Annotated in this window: 14 protein-coding genes and 1 pseudogene; all 15 read right to left on the bottom strand. The window is 32.9% G+C overall.

Annotated features, from left to right (window positions below; all coding sequences use genetic code 11):
* Positions 1-13: 13 nt before the first annotated feature.
* On the bottom strand, positions 14-460 hold the full coding sequence (locus tag VGE71_RS03830; protein ID WP_144217381.1) for a YMGG-like glycine zipper-containing protein: 447 nt from the start codon (positions 458-460) through the stop codon (positions 14-16).
* 282 nt (positions 461-742) lie between these two features.
* Positions 743-2,017, bottom strand: a complete 1,275-nt coding sequence (kynU, locus tag VGE71_RS03825; protein WP_331137111.1) for a kynureninase — start codon at positions 2,015-2,017, stop codon at positions 743-745.
* A 431-nt stretch (positions 2,018-2,448) separates the two neighbouring features.
* Positions 2,449-3,498: a tRNA preQ1(34) S-adenosylmethionine ribosyltransferase-isomerase QueA gene (queA, locus tag VGE71_RS03820; RefSeq protein WP_109190745.1), complete on the bottom strand. Its 1,050-nt coding sequence runs from the start codon at positions 3,496-3,498 to the stop codon at positions 2,449-2,451.
* A 502-nt stretch (positions 3,499-4,000) separates the two neighbouring features.
* A complete protein-coding gene (locus VGE71_RS03815; protein WP_331137110.1) occupies positions 4,001-5,230 on the bottom strand; it encodes a 3-phosphoshikimate 1-carboxyvinyltransferase in 1,230 nt (409 codons plus the stop codon).
* Positions 5,231-5,328: 98 nt separating this feature from the next.
* Positions 5,329-5,655, bottom strand: a complete 327-nt coding sequence (locus tag VGE71_RS03810) for a nucleotide pyrophosphohydrolase (protein WP_012022600.1) — start codon at positions 5,653-5,655, stop codon at positions 5,329-5,331.
* 3 nt (positions 5,656-5,658) lie between these two features.
* The gene (locus tag VGE71_RS03805; RefSeq protein WP_331137109.1) at positions 5,659-7,650 is read right to left on the bottom strand and encodes a DUF3857 domain-containing protein; all 1,992 of its coding nucleotides are present in this window, start codon (positions 7,648-7,650) and stop codon (positions 5,659-5,661) included.
* Position 7,651: 1 nt separating this feature from the next.
* Entirely contained in the window at positions 7,652-9,664 is a 2,013-nt protein-coding gene (locus tag VGE71_RS03800) for a DUF3857 domain-containing protein (RefSeq protein ID WP_331137108.1), read from the bottom strand.
* 30 nt (positions 9,665-9,694) lie between these two features.
* Positions 9,695-11,602, bottom strand: a complete 1,908-nt coding sequence (locus tag VGE71_RS03795) for a DUF3857 domain-containing protein (protein WP_331137107.1) — start codon at positions 11,600-11,602, stop codon at positions 9,695-9,697.
* Positions 11,603-11,665: 63 nt separating this feature from the next.
* Entirely contained in the window at positions 11,666-12,118 is a 453-nt protein-coding gene (gene dtd / locus VGE71_RS03790; RefSeq protein WP_331137106.1) for a D-aminoacyl-tRNA deacylase, read from the bottom strand.
* A gap of 160 nt (positions 12,119-12,278) precedes the next feature.
* Entirely contained in the window at positions 12,279-13,256 is a 978-nt protein-coding gene (gene rsgA / locus VGE71_RS03785) for a ribosome small subunit-dependent GTPase A (protein WP_331137105.1), read from the bottom strand.
* A gap of 263 nt (positions 13,257-13,519) precedes the next feature.
* The gene (locus VGE71_RS03780) at positions 13,520-14,602 is read right to left on the bottom strand and encodes a bifunctional 3-deoxy-7-phosphoheptulonate synthase/chorismate mutase type II (RefSeq protein WP_053472520.1); all 1,083 of its coding nucleotides are present in this window, start codon (positions 14,600-14,602) and stop codon (positions 13,520-13,522) included.
* Between the two features lie 14 nt (positions 14,603-14,616).
* Positions 14,617-15,477 (bottom strand): prephenate dehydrogenase, encoded by an 861-nt coding sequence (locus tag VGE71_RS03775; protein ID WP_331137104.1) that lies wholly within the window; start codon positions 15,475-15,477, stop codon positions 14,617-14,619.
* A gap of 180 nt (positions 15,478-15,657) precedes the next feature.
* On the bottom strand, positions 15,658-16,803 hold the full coding sequence (locus tag VGE71_RS03770; protein ID WP_331137103.1) for a pyridoxal phosphate-dependent aminotransferase: 1,146 nt from the start codon (positions 16,801-16,803) through the stop codon (positions 15,658-15,660).
* A gap of 86 nt (positions 16,804-16,889) precedes the next feature.
* Entirely contained in the window at positions 16,890-17,717 is an 828-nt protein-coding gene (locus tag VGE71_RS03765; protein ID WP_331137102.1) for a prephenate dehydratase, read from the bottom strand.
* A 462-nt stretch (positions 17,718-18,179) separates the two neighbouring features.
* Positions 18,180-18,398 (bottom strand): annotated as a pseudogene (locus VGE71_RS03760) (Twin-arginine translocation pathway signal sequence domain protein precursor); the annotation flags it as partial.

The following is an 18,398-nucleotide window of genomic DNA, read 5'->3' as shown; positions in this document are numbered from 1 at the left end:
TGATAAGAAATTATTATTCTTTCTTTTTATTCTTACTGTCAATTACAGCTCCAGTTCCGGTTCCTAAAGCAGCACCAGCTAATCCACCGATAATAGCTCCTTCACCTTTTTTCTTGCTGACAATTGCTCCTGTTGCAGCTCCAACTCCGGCACCAATTACGGCACCTTTAGCAGTTGCACTCCAACCTTTTTTCTTAGTAGTTGTGGTTGTTGTTGCTGTCGTATTTCCATTTGCTGCCTGCTGATGCACAACAACAACTTTTTCTTTTTCAGATTCAACTTTTTGCTCTTCTTTTATCTTAGCCATTTCAGTCTTCATTGAATCGATAACTCGTTGCTTGTTAATCTCAACTTTCATTGAATCAATACTGGCTTGTTTGGCTTTATTTATATCTTCTTTACTTTGATGTTGACAAGAAGTTAAAAGTATCGCTGCTAATAAAACATATAAGCCTTTCATGATTGTGGTTTTTAAAAATTATACACTACAAATTACGAAATATCTGCTATATCCATTGTTACAGAATTCTTTTGAAAGGTTATAAAATTAAGATAAAGAATATTCTTTCAAGTAAATTTCGCCTATAGAAATCTCGAAAAGGCGCTAAGGCGCAAAGTTTAATTAAAAAAAATAACCATATAAGTAATATAAGTTCAATTAAGAAAAAACTTAAAATATCTTATATTACTTATATGGTTCAAAAAAAACTTTGCGCCTTAGCGTCCTTGCGAGAAATATTTTTTACTTTCCTAAAATTCCTTTTTTCAGGATTTGTCCAAAGTCGTACATATCTTCGTAAGAACAATATAACGGAACTGGTGCTAAACGAATTACATTCGGTTCGCGCCAGTCTGTAATGACTCCGTTTTTCATTAAATAATCGAATAAAGCTCTTCCTTCTCCATGTAGAAAAACAGACAATTGAGATGCTCTTTCTTCTGGGTTTGAAGGTGTGATAATTTCGAAAGTACTTTCTACTTCTTTATCAATTTCGTGAAGAATAAATTCTAGATAAGATGTAATATGATCTCGTTTTGCAATTAAAGCATCCATTCCAACCTCAGCAAACATTTCTACCGAAGCCAAATAAGGCGCTAATGAAAGAACCGGAAGATTACTAATCTGCCAACCATCTGCTCCGTGAACGGGATCGAAGTTTGGCTCCATTTTAAAACGGCGTTCTTTGTTGTGTCCCCACCAACCTGCGAATCTTGGCAAATCTGAATTATGATGTTTTTCGTGTACGAAACAGCCAGAAGCATTTCCAGGACCTGAATTCATATATTTATAGCTGCACCAAGCCGCAAAATCGACATTCCAATCGTGAAGTTCCAATTTGATGTTTCCGGCAGCATGCGCTAAATCCCAACCTACTTTTGCTCCCGCTTTTTGTCCTGCAGCAGTTATCGTTTTAATATCAAAAACTTGTCCTGTATAATAATTTACTCCCCCAATTAAAACCAAAGCCAATTCATCGCCAACTTCTTCAATTTTTGCTAAAACATCTTCTAAGCGAATATTGTGTTCTCCTTCTCTACGTTTGATTTCTACAATTGCATCTTCTGGTTTATATCCATGAAAATTAACCTGACTTTGAAACATATATTGATCTGACGGAAAAGCTTTTTCTTCGCAGATAATTTTATATCGTTTTCCTTTTGGCTGATAGAAGGAAACCATCAATAAATGAAGATTCACCGTCAAAGTATTCATAACCGTAACTTCTGACGGAAGCGCTCCCACAATTTTACTTAAAGGTTCTGCAAATCTTTCCTGATAATCCCACCAAGGTTTTTCGGCATAAAAATGACCTTCAACAGCCAATTCTGCCCAGTCATTCATTACTTCGTCAATATAAGCTTTGGTGCGTTTTGGTTGTAATCCTAATGAATTTCCTGTAAAGTAAATTACTCTTTTGTCATTTACTTTAGGAAAAATAAATTGTTCTTGATACTGGTTTAATTGATCTTTCGAATCTAGCTCTCGTGCAAATTCGCGTGTATTTTGAAAAGTCATTGTTTTTTGTTTTGCTTGCTAAAATAACAAATTTTGTTTGTTTTGTTTCATGGCGACATGCATTGTGTGTTTTTAACCGCAAAGTTCGCAAAGATTTTTTATCAGGGTTGACGTTTATAAACTTAAAGTTCGCAAAGCCTTGTCTTAAAACATTTTTCCGAATTCGAAATAAAATATAGCCCAAGGTTTTAACCTTGGGTACACAAAGATTGGAACACGACACATACCCAAGGATCAAACATTGGGCTATGTTCCGAATAAAATGCAAAATTATTATATAAAAAGTTAGCCACAGATTAAGAGTTTTTTTTTAATCTGTGTTAATCCATATAATCTGTGGCTAAATAAAATCTTTACGAACGATTTAAAAAACAGAAAACCCGATAGCTTCTAAAAACTATCGGGTTCATATCTTGAAAATTAATTCCTAATTAAAGAATTAACATTGCATCTCCGTAAGAATAGAATTTGTATCCTTCTTTGATTGCTTCTTCGTATGCTTTTTTCATTAAATCGTGTCCACAGAAAGCAGAAATCATCATTAATAATGTTGATTTTGGTGTGTGGAAGTTTGTAATCATACAGTTTGCAATACTAAAATCGTGAGGAGGGAAAATAAATTTATTTGTCCATCCTTCGTAAGGATTTAAAGTATTAGCAGAAGAAACAGAACTTTCGATTGCACGCATAGAAGTTGTTCCTACAGCACAAATACGTTTTTTCTTTGCTTTTCCTTCGTTTACAATATCACAAGCTTCTTGAGTAATGATTAATTCCTCAGAATCCATTTTGTGTTTAGATAAATCTTCAACCTCAACTGGATTGAAAGTTCCTAAACCAACGTGTAAAGTTACCTCAGCAAAATTAACTCCTTTGATTTCTAATTTTTTCAAAAGGTGTTTAGAGAAGTGTAAACCAGCAGTTGGCGCCGCTACAGCTCCTTCTTCTTTTGCGTAGATTGTTTGGTATCTTTCAGCATCTTCTGGAGTTACGTCTCTGTTGATGTATTTAGGAATTGGAGTTTCTCCAAGTTCTGTCAATTTGTTTCTGAATTCTTCGTAAGATCCATCATATAAGAAACGTAATGTTCTACCACGAGAAGTTGTATTATCGATTACCTCAGCCACTAATGAATCGTCATCACCAAAGTAAAGTTTGTTACCAATACGGATTTTTCTAGCTGGATCAACTAAAACATCCCAAAGTCTTTGCTCAGAATTTAATTCTCTTAATAAGAAAACCTCAATTCTAGCTCCAGTTTTTTCTTTGTTTCCATACAAACGTGCAGGGAAAACTTTTGTATTGTTAAGAATTAAAACGTCTCCGTCATCAAAATAGTTGATTACGTCTTTAAACATTTTATGTTCGATCGTATTTTTTTTACGGTCAATTACCATTAAACGAGATTCATCTCTGTTTTCTGCTGGAAATTCAGCCAAAAGTTCTTTCGGTAAATTGAAATTGAAGTGTGATAATTTCATATTTGAAGTTAGATTTTAAAATATCAATCTTAGACTTTTTTATCTAAAATTTTAAATCGACTGCAAATATACGATTGTGAGATAGGCGTTGTCAAGTGTTTTGACGTTTATTTTCAAAAGTCCTTGATTTTGTGATGTTTCTGAATGGGTTAAAAACCGAATATTTAAATTAATTTTAACTTTTTTGAAGCAAAATAGTAAATTTTTCAACCATATAAGTTATATAAGTTAATATTAGTATCCTGTTTAAACCTGTCAGGTTTTAAAAACCTGTCAGGTTTAGTAACTTTTTGATTAATTTAAAACTCCATATAAAAAAACCTCTGGTTGAAACCAGAGGCTATGTTTTACTAGCTTTTAAATCAGCTTTTATTTAAATGAACTTATATAACTTATATGGTTCAAATTTTGCAATTCTATAATTTGGAAATTCAAGCCCTTTTTACAAGCTTTGAAATTAACTTTTATTTAAATGAACTTATATAACTTATATGGTTCAAATTTACAATTCAGTAATTTGGAAATTCAAAGCTTTCAAATCGTTCCAGAAATCTGGGTATGATTTTGAAACTACTTCTGCATCATCAATAATAATTGGAACTTTAATAGCAAGCGGCGCAAATGCCATTGCCATTCTGTGATCATTGTAAGTTGCAATATGAATATCATGTTTTATATCGTCTGATTTTACTAAAGTCAAACTATCATTAGTCACAGAAATATTTGCTCCTAATTTAGTCAGCTCCGTTTTTAAAGCTTCTAGACGATCTGTTTCTTTTATTTTTAAAGTATGAAGTCCTGTTAAGTGGCATCCGATTCCTAAACCTAAACACGTTACTACAATCGTCTGCGCAATATCTGGTGTATTATTCAATTCAAAATTTACATCTTGATAGTTGAATCCTGCTACTTTCTCCAATGTCATTTTATTACCTTGAAAAGTAGTTTTTACACCCATTTTTTGATAAAGAGAAACTAATTCTGAATCTCCTTGAAGACTGTTTTCTTTATAACTGCTCAATGTTATTTTTGCAGCATCTGACAAAGCCACTAAACTAAAGAAATAAGATGCCGAACTCCAGTCAGATTCTACAACCATTTCTTTCGATTCGACTGCTTCTTTAGGAAATACTTTAATTACATTTCCTTCAAAACTAGTTTTAATATCTAAATCATTTAGCAAAGCCAAAGTCATTTTGATATAAGGAATTGAAGTAATTTCACCTTCTAACGTCAGTTCTAAACCATTATCCAATTTTGAAGCCACTAATAAAAGTGCCGAAATATATTGACTGCTCACATTGGCTGCCAAATTTACTTTTGAAGCCGTAACTTTTTTCCCTTTGATTCGAATTGGCGGATAACCAACTTCTTTTTCATACGAAATCTCAACTCCTAACTGAGCCAAAGCTTCAACCAAAATTTTGATTGGACGTTCCTGCATTCTACTTGATCCCGTCAAAACTACTTCTCTTCCTTCGTTAACAGAAAAATAAGCCGTTAAAAAACGCATCGCAGTTCCTGCGTGATGAATGTCTACAATTTCGTCATTACCAATTAATGCTTTCTGCATTACTTCGCTGTCATCTGAGTTTGAAGTATTGGCTAAAGTAATATTTGGAAATAATGCTTTTAGTAATAATAAGCGATTGGTTTCACTTTTAGAACCTGTGATATTGAGTTGCGAATCATCAATAGTGAATATTGAATTCGTGCTTAATTTTAAATTCATGATATTAGTTATGAGTTGCGAATTATGAGTGACATAATCCAAGCGTGCAATTTACCACTCCTCGCCCGTAAATCAAAATCTGTGTTAAAATTTCACAATTATTTCAATTTATCGTTGTTTTTGTGACGATCTTTGTCTCTAACCGATTTCAAGTCCATTTTTTTATCAAAAGCAGCTTGTAAATCGATTCCCGTTTGATTGGCTAGACATAAAACTACAAATACAACATCAGCTAATTCTTCTCCTAAATCTTTATTTTTATCGCTTTCTTTTTCCGATTGTTCTCCATAACGACGTGCAATAATTCTGGCTACTTCACCAACTTCTTCTGTAAGTTGTGCCATATTGGTTAATTCGTTAAAATAACGAACACCATGTTCTTTTATCCAGGTATCTACGTCTAACTGTGCGTTTTTCAAATCCATTTTTTAAACTTTTTTTAGAACAATTTTTTGATCAAGACTTATGATCATCTTTTGAAAAAGCATTTTCAAAGATTCATAGTCTTCTGCCGCAAAAATACTACCGTTTATGTCTTTAGAAAAACTAAATTGTATTTTATTTCCATCATTTCGGATATTCATCATTAAGGCAATAGAACTATCTTGAAGCGAATATCTTGCCGGTGCTGGAAGTGTTTCAACAACATAACCTTCTGGAATTTCAAAATTAATAAGATATTTTTCCTGACTTGGGTAACCAAAATAAATTCCCATTTGCCTTTTTTCCTGCGTAAAAGGATTTTTACTTTTTGCATAAAACAACATCGGATTTATAAATAATTTTCCGCCTATGCTTTCTACAAAATTATCAGTTTCAAAAGCAAATGTTTCTATAATTGGATCTGAAAGATTAGTCGTTTTATTAGTGATAGAATAATCTGAAACTTTTAAATCGCCCAACTGTTGCTCAAGTTTTTCGATATAACTCTCCTGATTTTTAGTAGCATTCTGAATTCGGAACCTATATGCATCATAGTCTGTACGATGAATTCTGATTTTACCATCTATTTTTCCGTTGGCATTTATGACAGAGGTAATACTCACATTTTCTTTAGATGTTGTAGTAGGAACCAGAGCAATTTCGTTAGAAACACCATTACTTTTAATCAATCTTCCTTTCCAGTTTAAGATATTCAACGGAAGTATGTTTGGTGAAGTATATTTTCTAGAAGCATCAAGCAGGATTTGTTTTCCGTTTATTTCTGCACATGCAATCAAATAATTAAATCCTGTTCTTGTTGGATAAACCGGTATACCATTTTCAATAGTACTTACCAAAACCGGATTGGCATCTACTCCCGCCAATTTAAGCATATTAATTAATATAAAATTAATCTCAGCTACATTTCCAGTCTGATCTTTGTATGCTTTTTCGATTCCCTTTTTTGAGAAACAACTATTCATCTCGTTCCAGTTCATCTTGCTTTGAACGAACTTAAAAATGATATTGGTTCTTTCTTCTAAAGACTCAACATTTGTCAACAGTTTTTTGACGTCTTCTAGCAGAAAATCTTTTTTATTAAGTTCTTTTCCAAAATCATCATCCTTAAAAATAGAGGTCGCAACGCCTTCCCAAGTAATTGTAAAATCTTTAACGGGTTGCTCTGGCATTCGAATGCGTTCTAGCTCGTGTTTAATCGATCCTCTATAGTTTTCAATATTATTAACATAGGGTTCTTCTAGTAAAGCTGGAATATTTTTTCCAGAATAGAAAGCATCAATTTGTTTGTACGTTAAACTTCGAGTCTGCCCATAATCATTATCAAAACTTTGATTACCATTTGTAAGCTTTGAGTCACTTTCTATTTTGTTTTTCCCAACCAAAAGAGTTTTATAAATGTAAAATTCTGGAAACTCTGTTTTATACTCAAAATAATTTACTGGAATGTCAAATTGAAAATCAAAATCGGGAAACTCACCAATATTCTCTGACTTTAAAACATATTTATATTCAATAATGGATCCGACTTTTACATTAGGAAGTGTTATTGTTTTTTCGTTCCAGTACTCATTTATTTTTTTCTTAAATGCTCCCTGACTTTCAAGTTTGGTTTTAATCACTTTACCATCTTCCAAATTATAAGTCACTACATTCGAAAACTCTAATAAATCTTCGTTTAAGTTTTGATAGCCCACATAATAATGTACTTTTTGATCGGCCCATTTTAATCCTTCTTTTTTATAAATTTTAATTTTAAATTCATAAGTATGAATAGCCGAAAAACCCACTTTGTTATTATAAGAAAAAACGGTTTTTCCTTTTTTGAATAAAATGGCTGCAGGTGCAGAAGAATCTGCAGGATTTACTTTTTCTTGCAGTTCGGCAACAGTTACTTTTCCAAGTTCATATTTTTGGGCATTGATGTTTATTGTACTCCAAAATAATGCAATACAAATTAGGACAAATCTTTGTTTCATCTTAAATACGTTTTAAAACAATCTTTTCTGTTTGCTTTGCAATTAAGCTTTTATAAAACTCCTTTAACATGTCATATTGTTCTGTCGTAACGATGGCTTCATTAATTTGATGTGCAACAATTAGCTGTAACGTATTTTCATTTGCTGCTATATTAAATTTAAAGCTTCCCAAATTATTCTCCATATTAAAAGTCACTGCAGTTGGAAGTGTTTCAGCCGTAAATCCATCAGGAATTTTAATTGTGATATTATACTTATCTAAAAACGGATAGCCAAAATCTACCGGATATTCTCTTACTTCCTGTTTAAAAGGATTTTTATCATGAGTAAAAAACAACATCGGATTTACATATATTTTATCTCCAATAAGTTCACATAAATTATTTCCTGTAAAAGAATATGTTTCAACAGTTGGAGCTAATAAATCCTTCTCATTTGTTCTTGAATATTCGCTAATTTCGATTTTGCCACTATTGTTTTCTAGTTTTTCCAAATACTCTTCTTCTTTCAGCTTTTCAAAATTTCCTCTAGCAATCATCGCATTATAATCAGAACATTGCCTTCTGGTTTTTCCAGCAACTTTTCCTTGAGCATCAATATCATAATTCATAAAAACAATGTCATTTGATGCTTTTTTAGGCATTAAATCTATTTCTTGTGAAGATCCATCTTTTCTAATTAATCTTCCCAGCCAGTTTAATGTTCTAAAAGGAAGAATATTTGGTGTAGAATATTTATCGCTTGCGTCTAATAAAATAAACCCGTTTGGAGTTTCTACTGCTGCAATCACATAATTAAAAGCATTTCTGTTTGGAAAGAGTGCAATTCCGTTAGAACGTGTACTTACTAACACAGGATTTGCCGTTAAACCAGAATAACGCAGCATTGCTGTTAGCATTAAATTGATATCTGCAATATTTCCCGTTTTCTCTTTATAAGTCTTTTTAACTCCATTATCGCAACCGTAACCCATATAACCATTCCATTTAACATTGGATTTTACATGATTCAATATGGCCCAAATTTTTTCGTCTTGAGTTTTTTTGTCGGCCAAAAGTTTCTTCAGATCTTCTTCAAAATAGCCTGTTTTATTTAATTCGGGGCCAAAGTCTTCGTATTCGTAAATTGTTCTTACAACCGAATTCCAATCTGTTGCATATTCTTTTATTCCGCTATTAGGAAAATGTGTTAATGCTAACTCATGTTCTACACTGGCATTGTAATTATTGATGTTATTGACATAACTTTCATCTTTCAATGCCGGATAATCCTGAGCTATATATGTAACTTCGGTTTCAATATAATCGATTTTATCTGTAGAAAAACTAGTTTTAGAAACATATCCATTCCCTCTTTCTTTACTGGATATCGTAATTGATTTAGGCCCTTTTAAAGTTATAACTTTTGGAAACAGGTATCCTTTTTGTCTGGGCTTAAAAACATAATATTCTGGATAAGCTACTTTAAACTCAGAATAGTTTACAGGGATAGAACTTTGAAAATCCCAATCACGAATAATTCCTTCATTTGGACATCTGATTGTATAACGAAATTCTATTACAGAACCTTCTTTTACATTTGGCATTGTGATCTTTTTTTGGCCTCTAAATTTAGAAAGTACCTCATCAAAAGATCCATCGCTTTTCAATTTTGTTTTTTCTATTTTACCATCAACCAGATTATAAGTAACGGCATCTGTAAAAAAGACTTTTTCTTTAAGATTGTTTGTATTATAATACCAAACATTCTGATTGGCCCATTCATAACCTTCTTTTTTATAAATTTTAATGCGGGTTTCTACATAAGTCATCATATAAAAACCTTCATTTTGATCGAACTCCATTCTGGATACACCTTTTTTGTACAAAATAGCAGCAACAGCTGAAGTATCTTTAGGATGTACTTTCTGTTCTAACTCTGCAACAGAAACTTTTCCTAATTTAAATTCCTGTGCAATTAAATTTGTTGTCAGCAAAAGAAATGCAGACAAACGAATAAGGTTTATAATTTTCATTGGTAATTTTTGGTTAGTTTTTGGTTAGTTTTAATTTCTGGATAGTATTATTTTGGCATTATCATTTCTAGATACTTGTTCCATAAACAATCGGTATTCGTCGTATTCTTTGTTAGAATACTTTCCTTTGTTTAAAAACATAGATCTTTTATAAGTCAGTTTATTTGCATCATTTTTTATGATTTCGGTTTTATATTCACCAAACTTCCCTTTCAGCTCATAGTTTTGAGGCAGAAATTCAATACTGAAACCTGTTGGAAGATTAATTTCGATTTCATCTGTATCCAAATAACCACGCTGAATTTGGAATGGACTTTTACGATTTCTAATTCTCTTTACATTTTCAGAATTTTGATTAAAAGCATCAACAATAAAAATCATTTTATTTCCAGAAATCGCTCCATAATTGGATGCCGATATTTGAACATCTTCCGTAAACTGAATATTCTCTTTATCATTGGTAAAATTAATTTTCCCCAACTTTAGATTGTTGATATTGTTCCAATAGTCTTTGTAGTGTTTCTCTTTTTCATGAGGCTGTAAAGTTTCAACTCTAGATTTGGAAGCATATTTAGTACCTTGAGATGCTATTTTTAAAACACCTGAAAAATCACCATTTTCATTAATGGTATAAGTTCCTTTTCCGCTTTGAGTATTTCCTTTATCCTCATAGATTTTAGTACGTACAATTTCTCCTCCTTCGGGTTTAACAACTAAAACATCTCTATCGTCTGTAAAAGTTCCTTGGTAACCAAAAGGATCATCTTGACTTGTGCATTCCAGCCAGATATAGTTATCTCCATTTGGAACTGCTAAAATCATATGATTGCCTTGCATGGAAACAAAATCAGATTGAATATTTGATTTATAACCATCGCCATACAAAATAGTATTATATGATGGTACATCTACAACCTGCAAAAGTGCTTTTGTATAATTAGACAATGCTTTACAATCTCCATAACCTAAACGATCTACATCTGAAGCCAACATAGGTTTCCATCCGCCAATACCTACTGCTATATTGACATATCTTGATTTTTTCTGAACAAAGTCATAAATGATTTTGGTCTTTTTAACAAGATCTTTTTCATTTCCAACCAAAGCTTTGATCTTAGTTTGAGTTTCTTCTGGCAAAGTAGTTGTTCCTGCTAGAATTTTGTCGCCATACCATTTTCCAAAAGCTTCCCAAGTGGTCGCTGTGCCATCTACTCCTTCTAAGTGAAAATGCTCTAACCCCATCATCACTTTGGGATAGAGATCTGAGGGAGCAGGACTATAATCTTCTGATTTTTGAGCTAAAATATTATGTGCTACATAACTAAGTTTGGTATCGCTATCAACAGTCTTTTCTATTTTAAAATCTGAAAAATGAAATTCTTTCTTTTTAAAACCTAAATTATTCGGAAAAGACACATTTAAAATGCAATTCTCTACGCTTACATTATAGCCGCTCAAAAAATACCATCTAGGTATAAAAGCTGTGTTTGAAGTTTCGCTTTCGCTACTATACGCCACTGTAAATGGATATGTAATTGGCGTATAATCTAAATAAAGTACGCGATTATCCGAAAAAAGAGTACTGCCACTTACCGCGCTTTGATCTTTAAAATCCTTTCGTTTTATCTTTTTGATTTCATTACCGAAAGCATCATATACAACAGCTTCAATACTTTTTATTGAGGTAGTTTTATCATAATACTCGTAAGCATCTATCTCATTTAACCCTTTCTGATTTAAAACAGTAACTATTCTCTGTTTTTTAATATTCATACTTCGTTGAGAAGCAATATTAATATCCATTTGATCTAAACGAACAACAGCATTCGCATTTTCTTTAAGACTGTCGGAAATTTTAAGAATAGAAAAATCGCTCTTTTGAGCAAAGGAATTAGCAAAGAAAAGTAAAAAAAATACTCCGCAACAAAGGTTTTTCATTAGTAAGGATTTTCTCCAAATATATATTATTTTTAGAAATCCTTAACATTTGTTTAAGAAATTTTACTCCCTGTCTTTGCTGTCTATTAAAATAGTAACAGGACCATCATTTAGGAGACTTACTTTCATGTCGGCACCAAAAATTCCGGTTTGTACTTTTTTTCCAAACTCTTTTTCTATTGTTTGAACAAAGTTTTCATAAGTCGGAATTGCAAAATCTGGTTTTGAAGCTTTGATATAGGAAGGACGATTTCCTTTTTTTGTAGAGGCATGAAGTGTAAACTGACTTACAACAATAATATCGCCGCCAATATCTTGAATCGAGCAGTTCATAACATCATTTTCGTCTCCAAAAATTCTCATTTTTATGATTTTCCCAGCAAGCCAATCGATGTCTTCCTGCGTGTCGGCATCTTCAATTCCGACTAAAACCAATAAACCTTTTTGAATATCTGCAACAATATTAGAATCTACAGTCACAGATGCTTTAGAAACTCTTTGGATAACTACTCTCATTATAATTTAAATTGTGGTTTTGTCCCACAGATTAATGGATTTTACGGATTACATTCTAAACGTTAGATGCACTGCAGTGCATCTCTACAATCTAAACTTTGCGTTATTCAATTGGAATTTGGAATTTAAAAAATTGGAATTTATAGTTAACCATTCACAATTACTTTCTCGTTTCATCACTTGCCGCACGATCTTCACCATAAGTATCCGTACGATAATGTTCTTCATCACCTTCAAGGATTTTAAGATAACTATTGTAGCGTGACCAAGCAATTTCGTCTTTTTCTAAAGCTGCTTTAATAGCGCAATGTGGTTCTTCCTTATGTAAACAGTTGTTAAACTTACATTGATCCTTTAGTCTGAAAAATTCTGGAAAGTAACCACTGATTTCTGATGGTTCCATGTCAACGATTCCGAAACCTTTGATTCCTGGTGTATCTATAATTCGGGCATCAAAAGATAAATCATACATTTCAGCAAAAGTTGTAGTATGCTGTCCTTGTTTGCTTTGTTCTGAAATTACTGAGGTTTTTAAATGAAGACTTGGTTCAAGAGCATTTACCAATGTTGATTTTCCAACACCAGAATGCCCCGAAAACATGCTTACTTTTCCAATCATCATTTCTTTAAGCTTGTCAACCCCTTTGTTTTCTGTTGATGAAATTCGAAGGTATTTATATCCAATTTCAGAATAAATGTGCTGCAAATACAACTGATCATCTAAAGTCTGTTCTGTTAAAGTATCGATTTTATTAAAAACAAGAATTGCTTCGATTCCGTATGCTTCCGCAGTAACCAAAAAACGATCAATAAAACTGGTCGTTGTTGGCGGATTATCGATTGTAATCAACAAGAAAACCTGATCGATATTGGAAGCAATAATATGAATCTGCTTAGACAAGTTAACCGATTTACGAACAATGTAGTTTTTTCGTTCGTGGATGTTATGAATCGTTCCCGTTACAGCATCTGAAGTTTCATCCAAGTCATAATCGACAATATCGCCTACAGCAATTGGGTTGGTACTTTTGATACCTTTTATTCTGAATTTCCCTTTCATACGGCATTCCACAAAATCTCCTTTTTCAGATTTTACGGTGTACCAGCTTCCTGTAGATTTATAAACGGTTCCTGTCATTCTTTAATTTTAGATTGCAAATTTTAGATTTTAGATTAAAACCCAAATCTTTTGCAAAGATAAATGAATAATTTAAACCATATAAGTTATATAAGTGAATATAAATTTAGGGTGCAATCAAAATAAAAATCCTCAACACTTCTTTTACAAAGCGATGAGGATTTTAAAAAACAATCTATTTTTAATTAATGCTATAAGAAAACTTTAAAATACAGTTTATAAAACTCAAATTAACTTATATCACTTATGTGGTTTAGAAAAAATTATGCGTTGAAAATTTTCTCTTGGTGACCAATACTTTCTTGGTGAATTGCTTTGAACATTCTTAAAACGAATTCTTCAGTAAGACCTTTTTTCTCACCTTCTAAAATCATTTTTCCTAAGATTTCGTTCCAACGGTTGTTTTGAAGAATTGCAACGTTTGCATCTTTTTTCACCTGACCGATTTCGTCAGCCACTTTCATACGTTTTCCTAATAACTCTAATAAGTTAGCATCTAGAACGTCGATGTTAGCTCTTAGTTTAGTCATTTTTTGGCTGTACTCATCTGTAGTATCATCTGTTTTTCTGATAGTCAAATCTTTGATGATTTGCTTCAAAGCATCTGGAGTTACTTGTTGCGCAGCATCAGACCAAGCGTTGTCTGGATCGAAGTGCGTTTCGATGATCATACCATCGTAATTCAAGTCTAAAGCCTCTTGAGTTACTTCGAAAATCATTTTACGATCTCCAGTAATGTGAGATGGATCAATGATTAATGGTAAATCAGGGAATTTGTTTTGTAACTCGATAGCAATCTGCCATTCTGGAATGTTTCTGTATTTTGTTTTTTCGTAAGTAGAGAAACCTCTGTGAATAACACCTAATTTCTCGATACCAGCCATGTGTAAACGCTCAACACCACCTAACCATAAAGCTAAATCTGGGTTTACTGGGTTTTTCACCAAAACAATTTTATCAGTTCCTTTTAAAGTATCTGCAATTTCTTGAACTGCGAAAGGGTTTGCAGTTGTACGTGCACCAACCCATAATACGTCGATATCGTGTTCTAAAGCTAGTTTACAGTGCGCTGCAGTCGCAACTTCAGTTCCCATTAATAAACCAGTTTCAGCTTTAGCTTTTTGTAACCATTTTAATCCAATTTCACCAACACCTTCAAATCCTCCCGGACGCGTTCTTGGTTTCCAGATTCCAGCTCTGAATACGCTAACTTTTGAATCTTTTAATTCGTGAGCGATTTTCAAAACTTGATCTTCAGTTTCTGCACTACAAGGTCCAGCTATCACAAGTGGGTGATTTAAATTGAAATCTTCTAACCACTTTCTCATTTCTTTTTTATTTTCCATCTTAATTTTAATTTTTATTTTTTAGTTGTTGTTATTCCGTTTAATATTTCTCTAATTTTATTTACACTTTCCATTTCTTCAAAAATGGCATTATAATTATCGTCTGCCAGCAAATCTCTAAACTGAGTCAAATTTGCAATATAACCTTCTAAGGTTTCCAGAACGTATTCTTTGTTTTGTTTAAAAATCGGTGTCCACATTGCGGGTGAACTTTTTGCCAGACGCACGGTGCTTTCGAATCCACTTCCCGCCATATCAAAAATATCCTGTTCGTCTTTTTCTTTGATCATTACTGTTTTTCCGAGCATAAACGAACTGATGTGCGATAAATGCGAAACGTAAGCAATGTGTTTGTCGTGCGAAACTGGATCCATATATCGAATTCTCATTCCGATTTCGCTGAAAAGCTGCAACGCTTTTTCCTGCAATTTGAAAGCGGTTTTTTCTACTTCACAAATAATGTTTGTTTTTCCGTTAAACAAACCTTTTATTGCTGCTGAAGGTCCAGAAAACTCTGTTCCTGCAATTGGATGCGTGGCAATAAAATTTCTTCTTTTCGAATGATTGGCCACCACATCACAAATTGGTTTTTTGGTCGATCCTACTTCAAAGACAATCGTTTTGTCTCCAACAGCATCCAGAACTTTAGGCAAAACTGTCAGCGCTACATCTACTGGAACTGATACGATTACAAAATCTGCATTTTGCAAACCTTCAAAGCTTCCCGCTTCTTCAATAACGCCAAGATCAATTGCTTCCTGCAAATGTTTTTCGTTATTGTCAATTCCGAAAATAGTCGCAGTCGGATGTTTTTCTTTGATGTCTAACACCATCGAACCGCCTATTAACCCTATTCCTATTACGTATACTTTCATATTCTTCTTATTTAGAAGCATAGCTTCTAAAAATTCCAAATTTTAAAATTCCAAATTCCAATCTTTGTCGAGTTTCTTGCGGAGATTTGCTTCGCCAATTCGCTATCGCTCGGGTCTCCTTCGTCGAAATGACAAACTGTGGCAAAAAATCTGAAATCTACATTCTAAAATCTAAAATTTCTAAAATCGATCAATCGCTTCTTGTACTTTTTCTTCTTTTACACACAATGAGAATCTGATATAACCTTCGCCGTTACTTCCAAAAATGGTTCCAGGTGTAATGAAAATATGTTTCTCATATAATATTTCGTCAATGAACTTCTCTGCTGATTCTATTCCTTCTGGAAGTTTGGCCCAGACAAAAAGCCCAACTCCTTCTTTATATACTTTGCAGTTTAATTTTTCTGCTAGCTTTTCAGTCAATTCTCTACGGCGTTTGTAAATTTTGTTTTGATCTTCAAACCAAGATTTATCACATTTCAAAGCTGCAATTGCTCCTTTCTGGATTCCGTAGAACATTCCGCTGTCCATGTTGCTTTTTACTTTTAGAACCGCATCGATAATTTCAGGATTTCCTAAAACCATTCCGACTCTCCAGCCTGCCATGTTGAATGTTTTACTTAAAGAGTTTAATTCTAAAGCCACATCTTTTGCGCCTTCAACTTGCAATAAACTCATCGGATTATCATTCAAAACAAAACTATACGGATTATCATTTATCAATAATATGTTGTGTTTTTTAGCAAAAGCAACCAATTTTTCAAATAACGCTAAACTTCCTCTAGCTCCTGTCGGCATGTGCGGATAACCCAGCCACATTAATTTTACTTTCGAAAGATCCAGTTTTTCTAAAGCTTCGAAGTCTGGTTGCCATGCATTTTCTTCTTTCAAATCATAATAAACCGGAACTGCTTCTACCAAATTGGTTACCGAAGTATAAGTTGGATAACCCGGATTCGGAATTAAAACGTGATCGCCTGGATTTAAAAATGCAAGCGAAATATGCATTATTCCTTCTTTTGAACCCATGAGCGGTAAAATCTCATTATTCGGATTCACTTCAACACCAAACTGATTTTGATAAAAATCTGCCATCGCCTGTCTCATTTCTGGTAATCCTTGATAGCTTTGATAACCATGCCCATTCTCGTCCTGAATTGCTGAAGCTACTGCTTCAATTACTTCTTTCGACGGACTCAAATCAGGGCTTCCAATTCCCATATTGATGATCGATTTTCCTTCAGACATTAGTTGTCTCACTTCTCTTAGTTTTAATGAGAAGTAGTATTCTTCAACTGTGTCTAATCGTTTTGCTGTTGTAATCATTTTTTTTATTGCTTTTAATTTTTTGCTTTAGGCTTTAGGCCATAAGCTTTAAGCTTCCAACTTATAACTCTTAACTTATAACTCCTTTAAGGTTTCGTATTTTTATATTCTCCCAACACTTTAAAATATTCTGCCATTATATTTAATAACGCTTTGGCTTTTGCAAAATCTTCGTATTTCTCAAATGTTACGTCTACGAAGAAGGAATATTTCCAAGGTGTTTCAATTTTTGGAAGCGACTGGATTTTTGTCAAATTCAATTTGCAGTCGCTCATTACATTCAAAACTGCTGCTAAGCTTCCTCTTTTATGATCTAATTCAAATTTTACAGATGCTCTGTTGATTTCGCTTTCTGGCAAAAATGAATTTTGCTTTTTAATTATTACGAAACGAGTCATATTGTTTTTGATCGTTTGAATCGATGATACAATAATATCAAGATCGTACATTTCAGCTGCTGTTTCGCTTGCAATTGCAGCAATTCCGGTTAATTGTTTTTCCTGAATTCTTCTTGCTGTTTCCGCTGTATCTTTATCCTCAACCAATTTGATATTTGGATATTGTTTCAAGAAATCCATACACTGCAAAAGTGCCATTGGGTGCGAATGAACTTCTCTAATATCTTCAATTTTCTGACCTTTTAAAGCCATTAAATTCTGCTGAATATTTAAATAATGCTCTCCAATAATGTGCAAATTATTCTTGTCAATCAAAGCATAATTTGGGATAATCGGACCTGCAATTGAATTTTCGATCGCCATTACAGCCTGATCAGATTTTCCGGCAATAAGGCTGTCGATCAATTCTTCAAAAGATAAACACTCATCAATATCCACATTTTCAGAGAAATACTCTTTCACAACCTGATGATGAAATGATCCTTTTATACCTTGTATTGCAATTTTCGTTGTCATATAGTCAAAAAAAAATCCTGATTTGCATCAGGATTGTATATTAGTTTTATTTGTCTTAAATTTTATCTCAAATAACCATAGCACAATCCTGACTTCTACTAAAGAAGAAATAAAAGTTGTTGCTAAAATAAAAACGGTTAGTTGCCATTTTGTTTGTGTTATTTTTTAAATTCTCTGCGAATGTATAAATTATTTTTAGTGCACCAAAAAAAAGATTGCATTTTATGAAACAAAAAAGGATTTCTTAACAAATTTAGCAGGTTTTGTATGATAATATAAAAAAATCGGCTTAAAATGAGAATATTAAAATGAGGTTCTAAGGTTCTGAGAAGATAAGGAGCTAAGTTTTTTTTGCCACGAATTCACGAATTTAAATCAAATCGTTATCATTATTAATTCTAATTTCACCAATTAACCGCACAGATTTTAAAAAAAATAAATTCGTGAATTCGTGGCTATTCCTCAAAATAATCCAGAAACTGGTCTATTCGTAATCCCGATTTTGGAATAATCAAAATCCATTTTTTGTTTTAGTAATGACGCATACACACTTCTAAAATCTATTTCGTATTTTAAATCGCCGTTGTCTAAGTCGGCTAGGTTTGGATTTTTTCCTAAAATAGTTCCTTTGTTATTTCCTCCGATTATGAACATTGGCGCGGCGGTTCCGTGATCGGTTCC

It is taken from the genome of Flavobacterium sp., assembly GCF_036405015.1.
GTDB lineage: Bacteria > Bacteroidota > Bacteroidia > Flavobacteriales > Flavobacteriaceae > Flavobacterium.
Note: the sequence above shows the minus strand (reverse complement) of the source record. Positions and strands in the feature narration are given on the sequence as shown.